Source organism: Phorcysia thermohydrogeniphila (assembly GCF_004339575.1).
Lineage (GTDB): Bacteria > Aquificota > Aquificia > Desulfurobacteriales > Desulfurobacteriaceae > Phorcysia > Phorcysia thermohydrogeniphila.
In genome coordinates this window covers 327,699-348,517 of the sequence record NZ_SMFV01000001.1, presented here as the reverse complement: position 1 = coordinate 348,517, position 20,819 = coordinate 327,699, and the positions used below count along the sequence as shown (strand labels likewise).

Genomic DNA, 20,819 nt, shown 5'->3' with positions numbered 1-20,819 from the left:
TTTAAAGCCTTGCAAGGAGGGCTTCTAAGGTATCTACCCTTTCTTGTTTACCAGTTTCAAGTTCTTTGAGGGAGTAAAAGCCTTCAGAGAGCTCCAGCTCGCCAATTATAACGGCGTATTTGGCTTTAACCCTGTCAGCAGCCTTCATCTGTGATTTGAAGCTTCCCTGCCTGTGGTCTATTTCTGCCCTAAAGCCTTTCTTCCTGAGGAGGTCAACTAATTTGAGCCCTTCTCTGTAGGCTTTCTCTCCTCCTGTTATGACAAACACGCCGTCTCTCTTTTCCTCTATATCGGGTAGTAGCAGCATTACCCTGTCAACGCCAAGAGCAAAGCCAAGGGCAGGAGTATCGGGACCTCCAAGCTGAGAGATGAGCTTGTCGTACCTTCCGCCTGCAAGGACGGTACTTTGAGCTCCAAGTTTGTCCGATTTAAACTCAAATACAGTTCTTGTGTAGTAATCAAGTCCCCTCACCAAGAAGGGGTTAACGTTAAAGTCAACTTTTAAAGCTTTCAGGAAATTCTTCACGCTCTCAAAGTGCTCGCTACACTCAGGGCACAGGTAATCGGTAATTAAAGGGGCTTTCTCTACTACTTCCCTACATTTTTCGTTCTTACAGTCAAGTACCCTTAGCGGGTTTCTCTCAAACCGCCTCTGACAGTCTTCACACAACTTGTCCTTTTGCTTTTCAAGGAAGTCTAAAAGTGCCTTCCGGTAGTCTGGCCTACACTTTTCGCAACCTATGGAGTTAAGCTCTAAGGTAAATTCAACATTTAAGTTGTTTAATATGTCAGAAGCTACCTTTATGACCTCTGCGTCCGCTCCGGGGGAGGAAAGGCCGAAAATTTCACATCCAGCTTGGAAGAACTGCCTTTTCCTTCCGGCCTGAGGCCTTTCAAACCTGAACATAGGACCAACGTAGAACCACTTTGTAAAGGGTTCTTTTGCAAAAACGCCGTGTTCTACGTAGGCCCTTACAGCAGAAGCTGTTCCTTCAGGTCTTAAGGCAATTACCCTGCCGCCTTTATCTTCAAAGACGTACATCTCTTTTTGAACTATGTCCGTCGTTTCTCCGACGCTCCTTGTAAATAGTCCAGCCTCCTCAAATATCGGTAGGATAACCTCTCTAAATCCAGCCCTCTTTACGATTTCCTTGAACTTTTCTACAACCTTCTCAAATTTTTCGCTTTCGGGAGGGATTAAATCCTCAACACCCCTTACAGCTTTAAACTCCATGGGACTCTACCACCTCCACGTTTTCTGTTCCACAGAACCTGTCCCCGGCATCTCCAAGTCCGGGAACTATGTAGCCGTTGCCGTTTAACTTTTCGTCAACCGATGCAGTTATGATAGTTAACCCTCTAAATTTTTCAAGCCTTCTAATCCCTTCTGGTGCAGAGACGATGGAGATAAAGGTTATGTTGTTTTCTTCAATACCTTTCTCAAGGAGGACTTTCACCGCCTGCTCTGCTGTTCCTCCCATTGCCAGCATCGGGTCAAGGAGAACGTAGCGAGCACTCTTTAAAAGAGGAAACTTGACGTAGTAGTTAACCGGCTGTAGTGTTTCCTCGTTCCTGTAAGTTCCAATAAAGCCGAGTCTTCCCTTAGGGAAAACCCTAAGGGCAGCTGGCAGTAGGGATAATCCGGCCCTTAAAATGGCTATGAAGACGACTTCTTCAGAAACGGTTTTTACCTTGGCAGGGGCTACAGGAGTTTCTACAGTTTTTTCCTTTAGTTTTAACTCTTTGAGGGCCTCTATTATGAGCAGTTCTCCTAATCGCTCAAGGTCTTCTCTAAAAACGTAGTAAGGTGTGTTTTTATCTCGGATTGTCGCAAGGAGTTCTTCTATAAGTGCGTTTTCCGGTTTTAGGAGCTTCACTCTGCAATCCTCCGGGCAAGGGTCGTTATAGGAAGGTTTGGATAGTCACCTTTGAGCGTTTCTAAGGCATCCTTCGCGCTCTCAGAATCTCCTTTTTTAAGAGCTATGAGAAGCCTGTCGTAGATTGCTTCTGGATAGGTCCAGTCTTTATCCCTCTTGATTTGGGAAATGATTTTTTGGGCAGCATCTAAATCGTTCTTGTCAATTTCTGCAGCTACCATTCCAGTTTTGGATGGAGGAGAGACTAAGAAACTGTCTGTTTTTGAGAGCTCTCTTAGGAGCTCTTCCTTCTTCTCAATCTTTGCAAGTAGAAAGGCGGCTATTTTTGTAGAAGGAGCTCCTTTATACTCCTTTAGGGCTTTAGAAAAGAGTTCTGTAGCTTTTTTCTCGTTTCCAGACCTTAAAAAGTAGAGCCCTTCGTCAACAATCCTTGCTGCTTTAAGTTCCTTTTGGTTTTTTTGCCATACGTATCCTCCGTAACTGCCAGCTATTACGGCGAAAAGTAGAAGGGCTCCTGCAATTTTCTTCCAGTTAGCTGAGAGGAAATGGGCTATCCTGTAAAGGTCAGAGACGAGTTGTTCTGCCTCTGGGGTGTCTATTTTCTCTGGTAAGTGTACGGGGAGCTCTTCCTTTTTCTTTTCTTTCTTCCTATATGCTCTGTAAGGTGGTTTTTTCAATGGAGACCTCCTAATATATTAATTCTGACACCTACATTGTAACAATTATTGGGATAGGAGAAATTGGCGGAGAGTTTTACACGTCTTAAAGAAGTAAGAAGGATAGGCTACCTACTTCTCTTAATCTTGGTAGCTTCAGTCCTTTTTATGGCAGGTAGTAACTACCTATTTAGAAAGGAAGTTGAAGAGGCCATTTACGTCTCTATTTTTGAGCAAAATAAAAAGAGACTGAAAGAAATAGTTGATGCTACTGTTCTTTCTTTTTCCAAGAAGGAAGCTCTCCTTAAAGAAGATATGAAAAGGAAAGTCAGGGAAGAAGTTCTTAATGCCCATAAAATAGCTACTTCTATATACAGAACCTGTAAAATTCTTAAATGCAGTGATAATAAAATTAAGAGGTTGATTCATGAGGCCTTAAAGGGATACAGGTTCTTTGAAGGCAAAGGGTACATTTTCATTGATTCCGTGAAAGGCCCTGTAGTTCTTAATCCCCTTTTTCCTGAGCTTGAAGGAAAAAACGTTTGGAATATAAAGGACGCCAAAGGGAAGCTTGTCCATAGGGAATTTGAGAGAACGGTTCTCTACTCTCCTAACAATGAGGGATTTGTTACTTACTACTGGTACCTTCCCGGAACGAAAAAAGTTGATGAGAAAATCTCCTTCTTGAAACTCTTTAAACCGTACAATTGGATAATAGGGGGAGGATTTTACCTTTCTGACTTTAAGGAGTACGTTAAGAGAATCCTAAAAGAGGAGGGGAGAATCTATAACCTCTTTATTGTTGACCTTAACGGAAAAACCGGTTCTTCCCTGCAGGAAAGAAGGCTTTTAGCTGTAGTTAGGAGACTCCCTCAAAAGGAGCTTGAATCAGGGCTGTTTATTAACAATGGTTCCGGGGTTTACTACCTGAGGCTTTACCGTAGGTGGAACTGGCTGATAGGAAGCTACGTTACGAAGGATGACCTCTTTAAGGAGGCCGTTGTTCTTAAGGGAGAGTTTATGGGCACTATGAAAGCTGCCCTTTTCGTAGGTTCGTTAGTTGTTCTTGTTATCTTCTCAAGCTCCACCCTTGGCATCTGGTACTTTATGGAGGAGCTTAGAAAAACTTTGCGGGAGCTCTTTAAGAGGAACCGTCAACTAACCAAGTTAAACAGGGAGATGGTACTTAGGGCTTATAAGGATAACATTACAGGACTTAGGAACAGAAATAGGTTTGAGGAAGACCTTAGAAAGGTAGCGACCTCCAAGGTTAACTTTGCCCTTGTGAACATCAGGAACTTCCGGGAGATAAACGAGCTCTTCGGTATGAAGGAGGGGGACAGAATACTTAGAACCTTTGGCAAATTCTTGAAGAGGCTGGCAAAAAGGGAGAACAAGTTCGCGAGGGTCTACAGGATAAGGGGAGACAGGTTTGGGCTTTTGGTTACTGATATAAGCGAGGGTGATTTTATTTCTATGGTTAAAAGAATTATTGCAAAGCTTGAGCAGCAGGAGTTTGAGGTTGGAGATATAAAGTTTAGGCTGGACGTAGTTGCCGGCATTTCAAGGAACAGGGAGCAGCCGATTATTGAGGCGGAAATTGCAGAGCAGGAGGCTAAGAAGAGGAATATGGACATATACGTGTTTGATGTAGACCTTGAGGAGCTCTACAGGGAGCTCCAGAAAAACATCACAATAGCGACGAAGTTAAAGGACGCCATTTCCAACGATAGAGTAATTCCTGTCTTTCAGCCTATTGTTGACCTCCAAACTGGAGAGGTTGAAAAGTACGAGGCTCTCATGAGGATTGTTGATGAGGACGGAAAGCTATTGATGCCGGGAGATTTTCTTCCTGTTGCGAAGAAGATATCCATTTACAACAAACTCTCTAAGAAGCTTATAGAGAAAGCTTTACTTACTGTTAGGGAAAAGGGGATAAAAGTTGCTCTAAATATCTCCTCAGAGGATTTAGTCTCTTCTACTATGAGGGACTGGTTAATTGAGGTTATCAGGAATTACGGCGTTGCCGATAAAGTTTGCTTTGAGATAGTGGAGTCTGAGGCCTTTAGCGACCTTCGTATCTTAGAAAGTTTCTACTCAAAAGTGAAGGAACTTGGGGCAGAGCTTGCTATTGATGACTTTGGTAGCGGTTACTCCAACTACGAGTACATAACAATTATAAAGCCAGACTACATTAAGATTGATGGTAGTCTGATATCAAAAGTAGTCCAGTCAAAAGATGCTGAGACCCTTGTAAAGCATATAGTTCTTTTCTCTAAGGAGCTGAATATAAAGACGGTTGCTGAGTTTATCTCCTCTGAGGAGATTCTGGAAAAAGTTAAAGAGCTGGGAGTTGACTACGGACAGGGATTCTACTTGGGGAAACCAACCCAGCTTAGTTAAGAGAACTCAGCGAGCTTCCTGAAGGTTATTCTCCCGCACCTCTCCAGAGCGTATAGGTTGTAACCTCCCTCTAAGGAAAAGAGAACGGGAATTTTCAGCTCTTCTGCTGACTCTAAAATCTGGGTGATTATGTATTCAATTCCGCTGTCTGTAACCTCAAGTCCCGCAAGTGGGTCATCCCGGTGGAGGTCGTAGCCAGCCGATACGAGTATTATGTCAGGGCTAAAGCTTTTAACGGCCTTTCTATAGGTTTCCCCGTAAGCTTTCTGAAACTCAGCGTCTCCTGTTCCTTCTTTCATCGGAACGTTAAGGACGTTGCTTCTGTTTTCTTTTGTGCTACCCGTTCCGGGGTAGAAGGGGTACTGGTGGGTGGAAAAGTAAAAGACTTCTGGAGTGTTTTCAAATATGTGCTGCGTTCCATTTCCATGGTGGGCGTCAAAGTCAACGATGAAGACTCTCTGGGCTCCTAAGGAGAGGGCTTTTACAGCGCCAACGGCAACGTTGTTGAATATGCAAAAGCCCATAGCCCTACCTTTTTCGGCGTGGTGGCCGGGGGGTCTGACGGCACAGAAAACAGAGCGGAGCTTCCCAGAGAGTAGCAGCTCAACCCCCATTTCCACAGCACCGGCGGCCATGAGAGCTACGTCAAAGGTGTACTCCCCATAGTAGGTATCTGGGTCAAAGAAGCCGGGAGCGTTTTCCCGGCAGGAAATTCTGACGTCTTCTATGTAGTTCTCAAAGTGAACGGCTCTTAGAATGTCGTAGCTAACGTTTTTGGGTTTTAGGACCGGAATGTTAAATTCCGGTAGAGATTTAAGGAAATACTTTAGCCTCAGGGCGTTCTCAGGGTGGGTAGGAAGGTCGTGCTTTAAGAATATATCGTCATAAATTACTGCTGTTCTCATTTTAGCTTCCTCACCATTTCAAACTCTGCTTTTCTGTTTTCGGTGTCAACGTGGAGGAGCCTCACGAGAGCTCTGTCCCCGATTCTAAAGACCGTTCTCGTCTTTTCTCCAACAAGGCAGTACTGCTTTGGAATACAGATGTAGTAGTCATTTTTCAGGTTTGTTACGTGGATAAAGCCGGGAATTAGCTGTTCTATGGTTTCAACGTAAAGTCCCTGTTCTGTAACTCCCGTGATAATAGCCTCAAAGACCTCACCTATATGGTTCTTTGCGTACTGGAGCTTTTTGAGCTCTATAACATCCCTTTCTGCTTCATCGGCGTTTATTGAACGTTCAGTTACGTGTTTACAGACCTTTTCAAGTTTTTCTTCCCAGTAGGGAATGCTATCTGAGGTAAATTCCCCTCTTAGGGCCATCTTTACGAGCCTGTGGAGCTGTAGGTCGGCGTAACGCCTTATAGGTGAGGTAAAGTGGGTGTAGTGGGTTGAGGCAAGGCCGAAGTGGCCAATGTTGTCGGGGGAATATTTAGCCCTTGCCATGGTTCTAAGCATTAGGTAGTTAACGAGCTTTTCCTCAGGTTTTCCTTCAACCTGCTCTAAGATTTTCTGAAGGAGCTTGGGCTGAATATCGTTCTTAACGGCGGGAACCCTTATGCCGAGTGACCTAACAAAGTTTAGGAACTCGCTAAGTTTTTCTCTATCTGGAGACTCGTGGACTCTGTAAACACTTGGGTAGTCTGACCAGAACATAAACTCTGCAACAGTTTCGTTGGCTGCAATCATGAACTCTTCTATTATTCTGTGGCTCCAGAGCCTTTCAGCTCTGTATATGTCTATCGGTTCTCCCTCTGTGTTGAGGACAACAACAGGCTCTGGTAGGTCAAAGTCAAGAGAACCTCTCTTGTAGCGCTTCTTGTAGAGTATTTGGGCAAGCTCGTACATAGCCTTTAGCGACTCTACCACGTGGGGGAACTTTTCAATTGCTTCTTCATCGCCATCTATTATCCTCTGTGCTATCGTGTAGGTGAGGCGGGCTTTACTGTGGATTACGCTTTCATAAATCTTGTAATCAATAACAGTTCCCCGCCTGTTTATTAACATTTCGCAGGTAAATGTGAGCCTGTCCACGTTTGGGTTTAGCGAGCAGATACCGTTTGAGAGTTTTTCGGGGAGCATTGGGATGCACCTATCGGGGAAGTAAACGCTCGTTCCTCTCCTGTAGGCTTCAAGGTCTAAGGCGCTTCCGGGTTTTACGTAGTGTGAAACGTCTGCAATGTGGACAAAGAGCCTGTAGTTTCCGTCTGGAAGTTTCTCTATGGCTACGGCGTCGTCAAAATCCCTTGCGTTTTCCCCATCTATGGTAAAACAGAGCTGGTCTCTGAGGTCTACCCTGCCTTCTAAATCTTTTTCTGTTACTTGGTCTGGAATTTTCTCTGCCTCTCTTAGAACTTCTGGAGGGAATTCAACCGGCAGGTCGTACTTCCTTATTATGAGCTCTATGTCAAGCTTAGGTCCTGTTTTGCCGAGGTTCTCTAAGAGCTTCCCAACGGGTCCACGGGTATCTGAGGGGTAGGATATGATTTCAACGACTACGTAGTCGCCGTCCTCTACCTTTTTACAGTCTTCGTGGGTAAGTAAAACATCGTAGCGGATTCTTTTATCCTCCGGTATCACAAAGCAGTGTCGGCGGTGCTTTTCTACCCTTCCGACGACTTTCTTTACTGCTCTCTCTATAACGGAGACGACCTTACCTTCCTTTCTACCGTCGGGAAATTCCTTAACTATCTCAACGGCGACTATATCACCGTTCATTGCACCGGCCATATTTTTGCCGGGAACAAAAACGCCTCTACCTCCATCTATAGGGTCAACGAACCCGAAGCCTTCCCTGTAGACGCAGAGCTTTCCGACGACAAGGTTGAACTTCTCAGGTAGGGCGTACTTGGCGCCTTTCAGCTTTACGAGCTTTCCCTCTTTGGCAAGCTCCTTTAGCTTTTCGCGGAGCTCCTGCCTCTCCTCTGGGGGTATTCCGAGGAACTTAGCGATTTCCCTTGCTTTTAGGGGTTTATTAAGCTTTTCAAGTGCCTTAAATATTCCTTCTTCTAAGTTCTTGTATTCCATTCTTTCCTCCAACTACTCATTTTACCAGCGGGGTAACCTAAGGAGTAGAGGTATTTCCTCCACAAACCTTACTCCGAGCTCTCTTAGTCTTTCCCTGAAAGAAGTATCAATCTTTAGTCCGTAAAGCTCTAGCACCTTAGTGAGCTTCCTGAAAATCGTCTCACCTTCGGGGTCAAAGTCCATAAGTAGAACTACTCCAACGTAACTTTCGGAGAGCTCTTCAGCTATGTCGTGGTACTTCCTCCCCTTCATGTCTACGACGTTTTCTATCCCGAACATTTCAAGGGCCTTTAGGTCTCTTTTACCCTCAACCAAAATTACCCAGTCTGGGTTTTTAAGGGAAAACTGCTTTAGCTCGCTTATGTAGACCTTTAGCTTCTCCATCTTTAGAACACCTTTACGAGTAACACCCCAACACTAAAATTGTAAACAATCGGCAGTCCGGCCTGTAATAGAAGGAGCATCGTTGTTATTCTTATAGGGTAGAGTCCTAAGTAATAGGGAAGAAGGTAGGCCCACCAGCTCCTTAGGAGGGAAAACATTGCGTTACCAACAGCCATTGTTCCTAAGATGTGGGTAACGGCGTAATTCCTTGCAAGCATTACCTTTATGAGGCCGTAGGCAACAGGCGGACTTATCGCTGCTGTTGTTATGTAAGTAATTTCCAGAGAATCAAAGCCGAGAGCTCCAAAGTACGGCCCGAGCTTGTTGGTCAGCCACTCCATAGCTCCTTCTTTTATGAGGAAAACAACCAGCAGGAACAGGGGAGTAAACTTTACTGTAAATAGGGCAGCCTCTTTTAAACCCTTTAACACGCCTTCTTTTAGGACTTTAAGGTTAACCTCAACCTTTACCGATTCATACTTTGGGTATTCAAAGTGTAACTTCCTGTAGCGGAGCCTGCCAATGATAGAGACTGTAGCTAAAACGACAATGTCAAAGGCCAGCCTAAGGAGTGCGTAGTATACTGCAACAGCTCCTATCAGTGGCAAGAGAACCGGCAGGTAGTAGCGGTAGAGGAACATAAGCCTCATTGGAAAGTTTGAGGCAAGGATTGCAAGGTAAAGGTCTACTGCTTCTATTTTCCCCTCTTTTAGGAGCTCTGAAGCTACAACGTGGGCAGCCCTTGGGGAGACTAAGTAAATCACTGGAACGTTCGTTAAGAGGGGATGAATTCCGAATCGGGAGAGGCGGAGGGTTTTTAGCCCCAGCCAGTTGACAAATTTCGTTTCAACGAGAACTGCTGCAAGAACGTAGCCGAAAGCTACGGCAGAGATGATTATGAAGTAGAGCTCCGTAAAGTTCATTTTATTTAACGGCAGCTACTGCATACTTTTTAAGGAGCTCCGCCGTCTTCCCTGCAATGTCTGCCGTTATGCGGGCGCACCTTTCTGTCCTTTCCCTGCTACGGGGGTTAATTTTTGTAGCCTTACACCAGTTTATTATTGAGTCCCTGCAGAGAATGGAGCCTGCCGGTGCCTTAGGTATGTGAACGCCACCTCTTCCTTTAAACTGTGGAAGGGGAGTTCTGTTGTGGTAGTTGATGATTTCTTTTACTGCTTTCTCTAAGAGTTCTTCGGGAAGGGAAGCAGCCAGTACATAGAAGGCTCCGGTTACTGCTCCACAAATGGAGCTCCACCTATAAGGGAGTTCCTCTGATAGAGCCCTAACTTTTTTAAAGTTTATTGAAAGGTTCGCTTCTTCGTAGAAGGCAGTTACAACTCCACACTCGCAGTTATACTTCCAGTAGAGATTGTAGGCTTTTTCTTTTATCCTTTCTGTAGAAGGGTTTTTTACCTCCTTTTTTCCTTCAAGAGTTTCAGAAATAAACAAAACGTTTTCCATTATCTTCTTAAACTCCAAGATTAAACCTCCTGTATTGTGTATTATTTGAGATGGAAAATTTAGGAAAGCCCCCGAGAGGGGGCAAGGTGTTTTCTTAGTCAAGGTTATAGAAGACTTCCGCTCCCCTGTAGACGGCAGCGTTCCCCAAGAGTTCTTCTATTCTTAAGAGCTGGTTGTACTTGGCGTTTCTCTCGCTCCTTGCAGGAGCTCCTGTCTTTATCTGTCCGCTGTTGACAGCTACCGCAAGGTCTGCGATGAACGTATCTTCGGTTTCTCCGGAACGGTGGGAGATGACAGTTGTGTAGCTTGCCCTCTTTGCCATCTCAATGGCTTCAAGGGTTTCTGTTACCGTTCCAATCTGGTTAAGCTTAATAAGGATGGAGTTTGCGAAACCTTCTTTGATGCCAACCCTAAGGAGCTCCGTATTTGTGACGAAAACATCATCGCCAACGAGCTGAACCCTGTCGCCAAGGGCGGCTGTAAGGAGCTTCCAACCCTCGTGGTCGTCCTCGGCCATTCCGTCCTCTATGGAGATGATTGGGTACTTTTCAACCAGATTCCTGTAAAAGTCAACGAGTCCTTCCCTGTCAAAGGTTTTTCCTTCTCCTGAAAGTTCGTATATTCCATCTCCCTTGTAAAACTCTGAGGATGCAGCGTCAAGGGCTATCAGGACGTCCTCTCCGGGAGTGTAGCCAGCCTCCTCTATGGCCTTGAGGATAACCTGAATTGCCTCCTCGTTTGAGGAGAGGTTTGGAGCGAATCCTCCTTCATCTCCTACGTTAGTTGAGTGTCCCATCCTCTGGAGAACTTTCTTGAGGGTGTGGTAGACCTCAACGCCCATCCTGAGGGATTCAGAGAAGGTCTCTCCGCCGACGGGCATTATCATGAACTCTTGAAGGTCAACGTTGTTGTCTGCGTGGACGCCGCCGTTTAGGATGTTCATCATCGGGACTGGGAGCTCCTTTGCGTTTGTTCCCCCAATGTAGCGGAAGAGTGGAAGTCCAAGCTCTTCTGCTGAAGCCCTGCACACTGCCATTGAAACGCCAAGGATAGCGTTGGCGCCGAGGTTGCTCTTATTTTCCGTTCCGTCAAGCTCAATGAGGAGCTTGTCAATGTTTGCTTGGTCTGTTGACTCAAGGCCTACTAAGGCTGGGGCGATTACTTCATTAACGTTCCTGACTGCCTTTAAGACTCCTTTTCCGTAGTACCTCTTTGGGTCTTTATCGCGGAGTTCAAGCGCTTCTTTTTCCCCCGTTGAAGCGCCACTTGGAACTAATGCCCTCGCTGTAACGCCGCTTTCAAGGGTTACCTCTACTTCAACTGTCGGGTTTCCCCTTGAGTCAAGAACCTCCCTCGCTTTAACGCTTTCTATTCTTGACATTAGACTCCTCCCTATGAGAGTTTTTTAAGAAGTTCGCGGCAGATTTTACCTGTAGAGTCGCTAATTTCAAACTCCCTCTCTTCCCCTGCCTGTCTGCACCTTATTTTGATGACTGGTAAACATTCAAGGAGCTCCTCTATCGTTTCTCCCCACTCAATAATTTTTGGCCTATTGTCTAAAAGGAGCTCTTCAATTCCTATGTCTTCAGCTGCTTCTATGGAGTCTAACCTATAAAGGTCCACGTGAATTAGCTCATCGTACTCGTGGACAAGGTTAAATGATGGAGAGGAGACATCATCAGCCGGAATTCCAAGGGCTTCCGCTATGCCCCTCGTAAGCTCAGTTTTTCCGCAGCCAAGTTCTCCGGATAGGATAACTACTACCTTTGGGGGTAAAAGTTCTCCTAATGCTTTTCCAAGTTCTCGGGTTTCTTCTACGCTCTTCGTTCTAACCGAGCACCTATTCAACTCTCTGCCCCACAAGTGAGACCTTTTTTATGCCCGATTTCCTGAGGGTATCTAAGAGAGAGAAGACGTAAAGGTAAGGCGTTTCTCTATCGGCCTTTATAAATACTGGACGGTTCCGTGGCAGGTGCTTTATCAGTTTGACTGGGTCACTGTAGACTTTCCCGTCGTAGTAGATTTTCCCCCACTTGTCCACGATGATTTTTACCACATCCCTCGTAGTTACTACTGCTGCACCGCCTTTTGGTACCTGAACCTTTATCTCTCCTCCAGAGATGAACTCTGTTGTTACTGCTAAGAAAATGACAAGCATCAAAGATAGGTCAAGTATGGGAGAAAGGTTAATGTCAGCTATGAGTTTCTTCCTTGTTTCCCTTATTCTCAACGTTTCTTCTCCATGAACTCTTTGTGGGCAATCTTCCAGACCTTTACAGCTTCTTGGCACTCTTTAAGGGTTGGAACGAGGGCGATACGGAAGGACCCTTCTCCTCCTTTTCCGAAGAACTCACCCGGAGAGATAACTATTCCGTAGCTTAAAAGGTGTAGAGCGTACTCCTCACTGGAAATACCTTCAGGTAACTTTACCCAGAAGTAAAAGGTAGCTTCAGGGTAGAGGAACTCAAGGCCTAATTCTTTAAAGAACTTAACGAAAATGTCCCTTTTTTCTTTAAAAATTTGTCTCCTTTCTTTAACGTGTTCTTCGTCGGACCAAGCGGCCCTTGCAGCCTGTTGGATGAAGTCTGGGGATGCCACGCCGAAGGAGGAGCGGTACTTAAGGTAGGTTTGAACGATTTCTCTATCGCCGGCAACAAACCCTGAGCGGTAGCCTGTCATTCCGCTCCTTTTGGAGAGGGAGTGAAAGACAACAGCTCCCTCTTTTCCAACCTCAAGAAGGGAGTGGGGAGGACGCTCAAAGTAGATTTCTGTGTAGCACTCATCGGAGCAGAGGATAATTTCGTACTCCCTGCATATTCCGTAAGTTTCTTCTAAGTAGGAAAGGGGTGCAACTGCCCCTGTAGGGTTGTGGGGGTAGTTAATCCAAACGATGGCGGTCTCTTCTAAGATTGACCTTGGGACTCTGTCAAGCCGAAGGAGGAAACTGTCCTCGTAGCGGAGCTCTACCGGGTAGGGTTCCCCGCCTGCAAATAGAGTTCCCCTCTCGTAAACCGGATACGCCGGGGTTCCGTATATGACCCTTCTTTTCTCTGTGTCCGTATCTATGAATACGAGGGGAAAGTGGAATATTGCTTCTTTTGAGCCGGCAGTCGGTATTACTTCAAGCTCTGGGTCAAGTTCTACGCCAAAACGGTTTTTAAACCAATTGGCGATTGTTTCCCTTAGGTCTTTCCTGCCTTTAACCGTTGGGTATTGACTGACTTCCGGGACGGCTTCTATGAGAGCTCTCCTTATGAACTCCGCCGTTGGCTCTTTTGGGTCTCCCGTTCCAAAGTCGTAAATCTTCTTACCGGCTGCCTTCAGTTCCTCTTTTGCCTTGACAAGCCTATCCATCGGGTAGGCTTTTAAGTTCCTTATCCTGCTGTTCATAGAGCTCTCCTTAGAAGAGGAATCCGGCCTCTGCAAAGAATCCCTTTATCTTCAGGTCTGAGGAGACGTCGCTTATGTCGTCAATCTTTAGCCTTTGGTACCTGTATCCAGTTCCAATAAACAGGTGCTTTGCGGGGAAAACTTTTAATTCTCCTACAGTTTCGTAAAACTGGCTCCCGGAGTATCCTATCCAGTTTCCTGAAAATTCAAAGCTGATAGAGTCTATGGGCTTTATACTCCCTGCCAAGTGGAGCATAGGAACGGGAATGGTAGCGCTTTTGGACTCTTCAATTCCTCTTGTTAGGTCTCTAACCTTTGCGTAGCCGTCTATTACCTTGACATTTATTCCAGCATTAAGGTTTAATTTCCCCGCAGTTAGGGTTCCTAAGAAAGGAACTCCATAGTAGAGGGTTACGTCAATCTGGTTTGCTTCCAGTTCACTTTCCACAAGGTCATTTGCCCTAACGGTAATATTACCGAAAGAAAACTCCTTGCTAACTATTCCCCTTCCAGAAAACTTCATCGGCGTGTACTGAACTCTGATGTCTGGGAGTATAGGAATTCCTTCTATCAGAAACCATCCTGAAGCTTTCGTTTTATCGGAAATGTGAAGGTCGCTCTCAACGTCAACGTGGGTCTCGGTTGTAATGAGGCCGTTTTCTCTGTACTCTATCCATCCTGACGGATTTTGGTTCCAACCGCCTATCCCAGCGCTGATGGTTATTGCGGTTGCACTCGTTGTTGTTGCAAGTAAGGTTGTCGCTGCAAGGATTAACTTTTTCATTTCTTACCTCCTGAAAATTCCTGAATTTTCTTAAGCACGCTATCTGCGTGACCCTTGACTTTTACTCTTTTCCAGACGTGGGCAATTCTACCTTCAGGGTCTATCAAGTAAGTTGTCCTTACGACTCCGTAGTATTCCTTTCCGTACATTTTCTTAAGCTGCCAGACGTTGTATCTCTTTATTACTTCCTTTTCCGTATCGCTTAAGAGCTTTACTCTTATCCTCTTCTTCTCCTTGAACTTCCTGTGGCTCTCTACGGAATCTGGACTAACGCCAAGGACGACAGCACCTACTTTCTCAAACTCTTCAAGCTTTTCGGAAAAATCTTGAGCCTCTTTCGTACACCCGGGAGTGTTGTCCTTAGGGTAGAAGTATAGAACTACCCATTTTCCCCTGAAATCCTTAAGGCATACGGTGTTCCCGTTTTCATCCGGCAGGCAGAAATCGGGAGCTATAGTTCCTACTTCTAAGTCCATACAATCCTCCTAATTTCTGAACTTAAGGAAATTATACACCCCGTTAATTTTCACCGCAGACCTTGCCTTTCTAAAATTCTTGCTATAAACTTCACCACGCAAATTCAATCTTAGGGTGGAGGAAACGGAATGCCCAATACAAAGTCTGCTAAGAAGAGGCTCCGTCAGAACATCAAACGTAGGGAGAGGAACAGGTACTACATAAGGAGAATGAAGACTGAGGCTAAGAAGGTTCTTCAGGCCGTAGAGGAGAAGAACTTAGAGCTTGCTAAGGAGCAGCTTAAAGTAGCAATGAAGTGGATTCAGAGGGCAGCTTCAAGGGGTGCTATCCATAAGAATGAAGCTGCAAGGAGACAGTCTAAGGTAGCTAAAGCTGTTGCTAAGCTTGAAAAGGAACTTGCTGCTCAGAGCCAATAGTTGAAATTTCTGAAGAAGGCGCTATATTATTGACCGTCCGAAGTAGGGCCGTAGCTCAGTGGGAGAGCGCCACCTTGACGCGGTGGAGGTCAGGGGTTCGAAACCCCTCGGCCCTACCATTTATGTCTACACTCCTTCCTTGAGGGTCTCAAGTTGAAAAATCAGAAGAAAGAAGAATCCCTTCTAAAAATTTCTGAAAAAATAGACCTGTCTCTCTACGTAATAACCGACGAAAGGTTCCTTGACTTAACCAATATTTATGAAGCCGTTGAGAAGGCAATTTTAGGTGGCGCTACCGTTGTTCAGTATAGGGCGAAAAAGAAAACTGCTAAAGAAATGTTTCAAGAAGCCCTTATTGTTAGGGAAGTTACTAAACGTTACGGCGTTACATTTATAGTTAACGACAGACTTGATTTAGCTCTTGCAGTAGGAGCAGATGGGGTTCACGTCGGTCAGGATGACCTTCCTGTTAAGGCAATCAGGGCAATTGCTCCTTCCAGTTTTGTCGTAGGTCTTTCCACTCACAATTTGGAACAGGTAAAGAAGGCAAACAGCGAGGGGCTTGCAGACTATATAGGTTTTGGTCCTGTTTATCCGACAACTACTAAGGAAAATCCAGACCCTGTTACCGGTGTTGGAGCTCTCTGTGAAGCTGTAAAGGAGTCCAAGTTACCGGTAGTAGCAATTGGCGGGATAAATCCAAATAATATTGCTCCTGTTTTGAAATGTAAGCCAGCGGGGATAGCCGTAGTGAGGGCAGCCTTTGAGGAGGGAGACCCTGAAGAAAATGTCTCTAAGCTGAGGAGGAAGATTGAAGCCTTTAGAACTGTGGGGGAGTAGACTAATAGTCCTTTCGGCTTTTCTCTTTGCAGTTGCCATTCCAACCTCCATGGCCCTTGATAATATCGCTGCAGCTGTAGGGATATTAGGAGCTATACTGCTACTTCTTACTTCTTCTTTTAAGCCTTTTCCCCCAATTAAACCGTTTCTTTTCTTTCTTGTTCCTGAAGTAGCGCGCTATTTAATTTTTTCTCCTGTGAAAATTTTCAAAAAAACCGACTTTGACCATCACCTTATTTCATACTTTGTCTCTTTTAGGGTAGCAAAGGATAAAGAGGTTTTTAATAAAGTTGTAACCCTCTTGATGGTTTCAACGCTTGCACTGTGTTTTTCGGTAGTCTTTGAAGCTTTTACCCATCAGAACATAAAACATATTGATTGGAGTACATTATCTTTTCATACAGAAATTTTGAGAGCGAGAGGATTCCTAGATCACCCTTTGACAACAGGAGGGGTGTTATACCTCCTCATAGTGCTTTTTGCTATCCTCTACTTTCGTGAGAAGAAAAAGAGTCTCCTGCTGCCTTTACCCTTCCTTCTTTTTTCTCTTCTCCTCAGTGAAAGTCGCTCTTACTGGTTGGCCTTTGTAACTTTTGTTGTTCTGCTTTCTCTCTTAAGCTTTAGGGAGAACAAGCGTTTGACGCTTATCTCCTTGGGAGGACTCTTTTTGGCGGGAGCTCTAATCTTTCAAGTTCCTGCACTGAAAGAGAGGTTTTACAGTATCCCTGACACGAAAAGTTACGGTAGCAACATTATAAGGCTTATGATATGGAAATCCCATTTTAAGGCCTTTAGCAAGGATTACACCCTCTTTGAAAAACTCTTTGGAACTGCCGATAGAGCTGGAAGTTTGGCTTGGAAACACTTTGGAGAGGCTTATGAAGAAGTTACGGGGAAAAAACCTCCGCCTCCTGAGGAGCTTAAGAAGTTCTTCTATGAAGGCCTTACTCATAATCTTTATTTAAAGTTCCTCACTAAGTACGGCATAGTTGGTCTAATTGGATATCTAATCTTTTGGGGCTACGTCTTCGCCTTTAACCTATTAAAGCTAAAAAGTGTAAAGGAGCCGCTACTTGTAAAAGCTTTCTTAGCGGGTTACACAGGTTTCTTAATCGCCTCTTTCTTTGAAAACAACTTTACAGATGCGGAAGTTCAGTTTACCCTCTTTTTTATCCTCGGCTTGAATTTTGCCCTGCTGGAGGAGACGTAAGGAGGTTATGAAGCGTTTTCCTTGGTGGCTCTTTTCTTACTTGAAGGGGTATAAGCTCCTTCTGTTTGCTGCAGTGGTAAGTATGCTCGTTAACGCCGGCGTTACGTCTTACCTTGCCTACTTCGTAAAGAACATAGTCAACTCCGTTTTCGTTAATAAAGACCAAGAAATGATAAAGCTGATTCCCTTTATTCTTGTAGCTCTTGTTCTTCTGAAAGGAATTGCCTTCTTTATTAACTACTATACTATGTCTTACCTTGGTCAGGTAGTAATTACTAAACTCAGGGAAGACCTTTACGATAAGGTTCTCAGGCTTCCTATGGAGAGGTTCCTTTTAGAGCCTCCGGGGACCCTTATATCAAAGATAATAAACGATACAAACCTTTTGCAGGACTTTACGTCTCGGCAGGTTGCTACATTCCTGAGGAACCTTCTTACCGCTTTAGGGTTAATTGCTGTAGTTTTCTATCAGGACTTTAAGCTTGCCTTCTTCGGTCTTGTTGCTCTTCCTCTGATTGGTTACCTGATATCCAGAATAGGGAAAAAAATTAAAAAGTATACTGGTAGAATGCAGGATAGACTTGCCGTTGTTACTGGTCACCTTTTTGAGGGTATAAAGAATATAAAAGAGATAAAACTTCTCAGCATAGAGGGAAAGTTTTCCGCTCTTTTTAAGAAAGACAATGCCAAGTATTTTAAAGAGTTCATGAAGATAAAGAAAGTAGAAGGTATCTACCCTCCTGTTGTTGAGTTTGTTGCGGCTTTGATTGTTGGGTTTTTAATTTTTTACGGAGGAATGAGGATAGTTAAGGGAGAGCTTACGGCTGGAGCTTTCTTCTCCTTCATTATAGCCCTTATAATGGCTTATGAACCTGTAAGGAAGCTGGGGCAGAACTACAACAAAATTCAGCAGTCTATAGCTGTTGCAGAGAGAGTAAAGGAAATTTTGGACCTTCCTGACGAGTACAGCCTCAAAAGTGGAAAGGAGGAGCTTAAGGCTCAAATTAGACAGCTTGAGTTTAGGAACGTTTGGTTCAAGTATCCCAACTCGGAGAGCTTTACGCTTAAAGATGTTTCACTCTCGTTTGAATCGGGTAAAAAGTACGCAATAGTGGGAAAGACTGGAAGCGGAAAGAGTACTTTGATTAGCCTTATTCCCCGTTTTTATGACCCTGAAAAAGGGGAGCTCCTTGTAAATGGGAAAAACATAAAAAACTTTACTCTGAGGTCCTTAAGGAAAAGGATAGGGGTTGTAAGTCAGGATATTGTTATCTTTCGTGGAACTATTAAGGAGAACATAGCTGTTGGTAAGCCGTCTGCTTCCTTTGAGGAGATAGTTGAAGCAGCAAAGGTTGCCTGTATTCACGACTTTATCGTTTCCCTCCCGGAAGGGTATGATACGGTAATAGGAGACGGGGGGATTCAGCTTTCCGGAGGACAGAAACAGAGGATTGCAATTGCCCGTGCTATTCTTAAAGACCCCGATGTTCTTATACTTGACGAAGCTACAAGTGCCCTTGATTCAGAAACGGAAGCGGCTGTTCAGAGAGCACTTGACGAGAAGTTTAAGGATAGAATACTGATAGCTATCGCCCACAGGCTTTCAACGGTTGTTAATAGTGACAGGATAGTTTTCTTAAAGGAAGGGAAGGTGGTCGGAATCGGGAAGCACGAGGAACTATACGAGAACCTTTCAGACTACAGGAAGCTCTGTGATATCCAGTTTTCTATTTGAGAGAAGGCTTCCTCTGGGGAAAGTTCTCTGTAGCAAGCAAGGTTTTTTTTGCATTTCTTCCAGTTGTTGCACGGCTGACAGGTGAGCCCCTTTTTGACTTTTAAAATTCTTTCGTTCTCTGGAAACCAGCCTTCGTTTGGTCCTAAAATAACTATAGTTTTCTTTTTAAGAGAAAAAGAAAGATGGGAGGAAAATGAGTCGTTCCCGACGAAGAATGCACAGAAGCTTACGACAGCAGCAAAGGTTCTGATAGGAAGTGGAGAAGGAAGATTCAGGCCCTCCTTTAGTTGACTGAAGGCCTTTTCAGCATACTCTTCTTCGCCCGGTGCATAGCAAATAAGGGGTATAAATCCCGTTTTCTTGGCTATGAAGTTTGAAAGGACTCCGAACTTTTCCGGCTCCCAAGCTCTGTTCATTCTCCGTGAGGTTGGGACAACTACGAAGAAACCTTTCTCTTCAAGTCCGAGCTTTTTTAGAACTTTTCTACCTGACTCTAATTCTTCTTCTGTTAAAAAGAGCTCAGGATAGTACTTTTTCTTTACGTTTATTCCGGCTCCTTTTAGGAGCTCCAGCCTGTCCCAAACTGTGTAACCTGTTTTCTTATACTCAACGAGTACGTCGTAGTAAAAGTTGTCTCCCTTTTTCTTGAACGCGACCTTTTTCTTGGCGCCAGAAAGTAGAGAGAGCCTCTTTGTCCTGCCCGTTCTTTGAGGGTCTATTAGAAGTTCGTACTTTTCCTTCCTAACCCTAAAGGCAGTTTTAAGTTCTGGAACAATCCCTCTCTCTAAGACGACGACAGAATCTATGTAAGGATTATTTCTAACAATTTCTGCTCCTGTGGGTGACGTTAAAAAGTGAACCTCTGCTCCTTTTACGTGTTCTTTTACTGCTCTGCAGAGTGCAGAGCTTAGTAATATGTCCCCAAGCTGATGAAGCTGGATAATTAAAGTTTTCATTTAGGTCTGCCCCTAAGATAGAATTACGGGAACAGAATCTACGCTGATAGACTCTGCTGTGCAACTAAAGGAAGGTTAGAATGAAAATACTGCAGGCAACTACTGCTATTGGTTGGAGTGGTGGAACTGAGCAGTGTTTTCTACTTGCAAAGTATATGAACGATATGGGTTATGAGACGCATATTCTTACCTTTAGAGGGTGCGAACTTGATAGAAGGGCTGAAAAACTTGGCATAGAAAGGGTCTACTTTCCAAACACTAAGAAGTTAAGTCTATCGGAGGCTAAAAAACTTGCGGAAATTATTGAAGGTTACGATGTAGTAAACACACACATTTCTAAAGCTCACTGGTTTGTTTGGATTTCTTCCTTTCTGGCTAAGAAAAGACCAGCAGTTGTCTATACGAGACGGGTGCTTTACGACATTTCACCTCTATCCGCTTTTACTAAGTACAGTATTAATGTTGATGGGATAGTAGGAATATCCCCAGAAATTTGCAAAAAGCTCCAAAAGTATCCAATCCTTAGGAAAAAGGTCTACTATATTCCTTCTGGTATAGAGCTTGACCGGTTTTACTCGGGGGAGGAGGTAGAGCTCAGGAAAGAACTCTCTATTCCAGCCGACGCTTTGGTAGTTACCAACGTTGCGAATTTCTCGCAGGTAAAGGGACACCACGTACTTCTTCCTGCTTTTAAGAAATTCCTTCAGACTACTAGAAAGAAGGCCTTTCTGTTACTGGTTGGGAGAGATACCTGTGGAGAGGAGTCTACTTCGCTGATTAAGAAGTACGGGTTAGACACCCAAGTTATTCCTTTGGGCTTCCGCAGGGATGTTCCCCGTATACTCCGAGCTACAGATATTTTCGTTTTTCCGTCTGTTAAGGAGGGCTTAGGAAGTTCTCTCCTGCAGGCTATGGCTACTGGGAGGATAGTTGTAGCCTCCTACACAGGAGGGATAAAAGACTACCTAAGGCATATGGAGAACGGTATAGCAGTTGAGCCCGGAAGCGTTGATTCGCTCTACCGGGGTCTTTTAACGGCGCTGGAAAACCTTAACAACGAAGGAATGAAAGTTTCTGCCAGAGAGACTGCAGAAAAGTTTGATATTAAAAACGTAGCGAGGAAAACCTTAAACCTTTACAAAGAGCTCCTTAGGGCTCCGTTATCCTAATAGAAAATTAGGAAAGTTTTGATACCATATATCCCA

General features: G+C 44.5%; 21 protein-coding genes and 1 tRNA gene. 7 read left to right on the top strand and 15 right to left on the bottom strand.

Going from position 1 to position 20,819, the window contains the following annotated elements; all coding sequences use genetic code 11:
- Position 1 precedes the first annotated feature (1 nt).
- From hisS to CLV27_RS01710, 3 genes are read right to left on the bottom strand one after another with little or no spacing between them, the layout of a single operon-like run.
- Entirely contained in the window at positions 2-1,234 is a 1,233-nt protein-coding gene (gene hisS / locus CLV27_RS01720; RefSeq protein WP_132525193.1) for a histidine--tRNA ligase, read from the bottom strand.
- The gene (gene upp / locus CLV27_RS01715; RefSeq protein ID WP_132525191.1) at positions 1,224-1,877 is read right to left on the bottom strand and encodes a uracil phosphoribosyltransferase; all 654 of its coding nucleotides are present in this window, start codon (positions 1,875-1,877) and stop codon (positions 1,224-1,226) included. Before upp ends, hisS begins: the two co-directional genes overlap by 11 nt.
- The gene (locus CLV27_RS01710) at positions 1,874-2,554 is read right to left on the bottom strand and encodes a YfgM family protein (RefSeq protein WP_132525189.1); all 681 of its coding nucleotides are present in this window, start codon (positions 2,552-2,554) and stop codon (positions 1,874-1,876) included. The genes upp and CLV27_RS01710 overlap by 4 nt, the downstream gene beginning before the upstream one ends.
- Positions 2,555-2,617: 63 nt before the next feature.
- On the opposite strand from CLV27_RS01710, the gene CLV27_RS01705 reads away from it, so the two are divergent.
- Positions 2,618-4,936, top strand: coding sequence for an EAL domain-containing protein (locus CLV27_RS01705; protein WP_132525187.1), 2,319 nt, complete (start codon positions 2,618-2,620; stop codon positions 4,934-4,936).
- On the opposite strand, the gene CLV27_RS01700 is transcribed toward CLV27_RS01705, so the two are convergent.
- From CLV27_RS01700 to bcp, 11 genes are all read right to left on the bottom strand, one after another.
- Positions 4,933-5,841, bottom strand: coding sequence for a histone deacetylase family protein (locus tag CLV27_RS01700; RefSeq protein ID WP_132525185.1), 909 nt, complete (start codon positions 5,839-5,841; stop codon positions 4,933-4,935). The two genes, CLV27_RS01705 and CLV27_RS01700, sit on opposite strands and share 4 nt — an antisense overlap.
- On the bottom strand, positions 5,838-7,961 hold the full coding sequence (rnr, locus tag CLV27_RS01695; RefSeq protein WP_132525183.1) for a ribonuclease R: 2,124 nt from the start codon (positions 7,959-7,961) through the stop codon (positions 5,838-5,840). Before rnr ends, CLV27_RS01700 begins: the two co-directional genes overlap by 4 nt.
- A gap of 21 nt (positions 7,962-7,982) precedes the next feature.
- Positions 7,983-8,345: a toprim domain-containing protein gene (locus CLV27_RS01690; RefSeq protein ID WP_132525181.1), complete on the bottom strand. Its 363-nt coding sequence runs from the start codon at positions 8,343-8,345 to the stop codon at positions 7,983-7,985.
- A gap of 2 nt (positions 8,346-8,347) precedes the next feature.
- Positions 8,348-9,268, bottom strand: coding sequence for a hypothetical protein (locus tag CLV27_RS01685; protein WP_132525179.1), 921 nt, complete (start codon positions 9,266-9,268; stop codon positions 8,348-8,350).
- A gap of 1 nt (position 9,269) precedes the next feature.
- Complete coding sequence (locus tag CLV27_RS01680; protein ID WP_132525177.1) at positions 9,270-9,824, bottom strand: C-GCAxxG-C-C family protein; 555 nt, start codon at positions 9,822-9,824, stop codon at positions 9,270-9,272.
- 76 nt (positions 9,825-9,900) lie between these two features.
- A complete protein-coding gene (gene eno / locus CLV27_RS01675; RefSeq protein WP_132525175.1) occupies positions 9,901-11,187 on the bottom strand; it encodes a phosphopyruvate hydratase in 1,287 nt (428 codons plus the stop codon).
- 11 nt (positions 11,188-11,198) lie between these two features.
- Entirely contained in the window at positions 11,199-11,654 is a 456-nt protein-coding gene (gene tsaE / locus CLV27_RS01670) for a tRNA (adenosine(37)-N6)-threonylcarbamoyltransferase complex ATPase subunit type 1 TsaE (protein ID WP_132525173.1), read from the bottom strand.
- Positions 11,647-12,036: an ExbD/TolR family protein gene (locus CLV27_RS01665; RefSeq protein ID WP_132525171.1), complete on the bottom strand. Its 390-nt coding sequence runs from the start codon at positions 12,034-12,036 to the stop codon at positions 11,647-11,649. Before CLV27_RS01665 ends, tsaE begins: the two co-directional genes overlap by 8 nt.
- A complete protein-coding gene (gene dapC, locus CLV27_RS01660) occupies positions 12,033-13,196 on the bottom strand; it encodes a succinyldiaminopimelate transaminase (protein ID WP_132525169.1) in 1,164 nt (387 codons plus the stop codon). Before dapC ends, CLV27_RS01665 begins: the two co-directional genes overlap by 4 nt.
- 10 nt (positions 13,197-13,206) lie before the next feature.
- A complete protein-coding gene (locus tag CLV27_RS01655; RefSeq protein WP_132525167.1) occupies positions 13,207-13,980 on the bottom strand; it encodes a TIGR04219 family outer membrane beta-barrel protein in 774 nt (257 codons plus the stop codon).
- Positions 13,977-14,456 carry a thioredoxin-dependent thiol peroxidase gene (gene bcp / locus CLV27_RS01650; RefSeq protein ID WP_132525165.1) on the bottom strand — a complete coding sequence of 160 codons (480 nt, stop codon included), beginning with the start codon at positions 14,454-14,456 and terminating at the stop codon, positions 13,977-13,979. The genes CLV27_RS01655 and bcp overlap by 4 nt, the downstream gene beginning before the upstream one ends.
- Positions 14,457-14,585: 129 nt before the next feature.
- Here bcp and rpsT point away from each other — a divergent pair, with 129 nt between their 5' ends.
- From rpsT to CLV27_RS01625, 5 genes are all read left to right on the top strand, one after another.
- On the top strand, positions 14,586-14,873 hold the full coding sequence (rpsT, locus tag CLV27_RS01645) for a 30S ribosomal protein S20 (protein WP_132525163.1): 288 nt from the start codon (positions 14,586-14,588) through the stop codon (positions 14,871-14,873).
- A 44-nt stretch (positions 14,874-14,917) separates the two neighbouring features.
- Positions 14,918-14,992 (top strand) — tRNA-Val (locus CLV27_RS01640).
- 34 nt (positions 14,993-15,026) lie between these two features.
- Positions 15,027-15,713: a thiamine phosphate synthase gene (gene thiE / locus CLV27_RS01635; protein ID WP_243644830.1), complete on the top strand. Its 687-nt coding sequence runs from the start codon at positions 15,027-15,029 to the stop codon at positions 15,711-15,713.
- On the top strand, positions 15,685-16,923 hold the full coding sequence (locus tag CLV27_RS01630) for an O-antigen ligase family protein (protein ID WP_132525161.1): 1,239 nt from the start codon (positions 15,685-15,687) through the stop codon (positions 16,921-16,923). The genes thiE and CLV27_RS01630 overlap by 29 nt, the downstream gene beginning before the upstream one ends.
- 7 nt (positions 16,924-16,930) lie before the next feature.
- Complete coding sequence (locus CLV27_RS01625; RefSeq protein WP_132525159.1) at positions 16,931-18,658, top strand: ABC transporter ATP-binding protein; 1,728 nt, start codon at positions 16,931-16,933, stop codon at positions 18,656-18,658.
- Here the strand turns inward: CLV27_RS01625 and CLV27_RS01620 are convergent.
- Positions 18,622-19,614, bottom strand: a complete 993-nt coding sequence (locus CLV27_RS01620) for a glycosyltransferase family 9 protein (protein WP_132525157.1) — start codon at positions 19,612-19,614, stop codon at positions 18,622-18,624. The two genes, CLV27_RS01625 and CLV27_RS01620, sit on opposite strands and share 37 nt — an antisense overlap.
- Positions 19,615-19,694: 80 nt before the next feature.
- Between CLV27_RS01620 and CLV27_RS01615 the strand changes: the two genes are divergently transcribed.
- On the top strand, positions 19,695-20,783 hold the full coding sequence (locus CLV27_RS01615; RefSeq protein ID WP_132525155.1) for a glycosyltransferase family 4 protein: 1,089 nt from the start codon (positions 19,695-19,697) through the stop codon (positions 20,781-20,783).
- Positions 20,784-20,819: the final 36 nt, after the last annotated feature.

Bases quoted from the DNA above. Each gene is read 5' to 3' on its own strand.
- hisS (WP_132525193.1), bottom strand. From the start codon at position 1,234: ATGGAGTTTAAAGCTGTAAGGGGTGTTGAGGATTTAATCCCTCCCGAA.
- CLV27_RS01700 (WP_132525185.1), bottom strand. From the start codon at position 5,841: ATGAGAACAGCAGTAATTTATGACGATATATTCTTAAAGCACGACCTT.
- rnr (WP_132525183.1), bottom strand. From the start codon at position 7,961: ATGGAATACAAGAACTTAGAAGAAGGAATATTTAAGGCACTTGAAAAG.
- CLV27_RS01690 (WP_132525181.1), bottom strand. From the start codon at position 8,345: ATGGAGAAGCTAAAGGTCTACATAAGCGAGCTAAAGCAGTTTTCCCTT.
- CLV27_RS01685 (WP_132525179.1), bottom strand. From the start codon at position 9,268: ATGAACTTTACGGAGCTCTACTTCATAATCATCTCTGCCGTAGCTTTC.
- eno (WP_132525175.1), bottom strand. From the start codon at position 11,187: ATGTCAAGAATAGAAAGCGTTAAAGCGAGGGAGGTTCTTGACTCAAGG.
- dapC (WP_132525169.1), bottom strand. From the start codon at position 13,196: ATGAACAGCAGGATAAGGAACTTAAAAGCCTACCCGATGGATAGGCTT.
- CLV27_RS01655 (WP_132525167.1), bottom strand. From the start codon at position 13,980: ATGAAAAAGTTAATCCTTGCAGCGACAACCTTACTTGCAACAACAACG.
- bcp (WP_132525165.1), bottom strand. From the start codon at position 14,456: ATGGACTTAGAAGTAGGAACTATAGCTCCCGATTTCTGCCTGCCGGAT.
- rpsT (WP_132525163.1), top strand. From the start codon at position 14,586: ATGCCCAATACAAAGTCTGCTAAGAAGAGGCTCCGTCAGAACATCAAA.
- CLV27_RS01625 (WP_132525159.1), top strand. From the start codon at position 16,931: ATGAAGCGTTTTCCTTGGTGGCTCTTTTCTTACTTGAAGGGGTATAAG.
- CLV27_RS01620 (WP_132525157.1), bottom strand. From the start codon at position 19,614: ATGAAAACTTTAATTATCCAGCTTCATCAGCTTGGGGACATATTACTA.
- CLV27_RS01615 (WP_132525155.1), top strand. From the start codon at position 19,695: ATGAAAATACTGCAGGCAACTACTGCTATTGGTTGGAGTGGTGGAACT.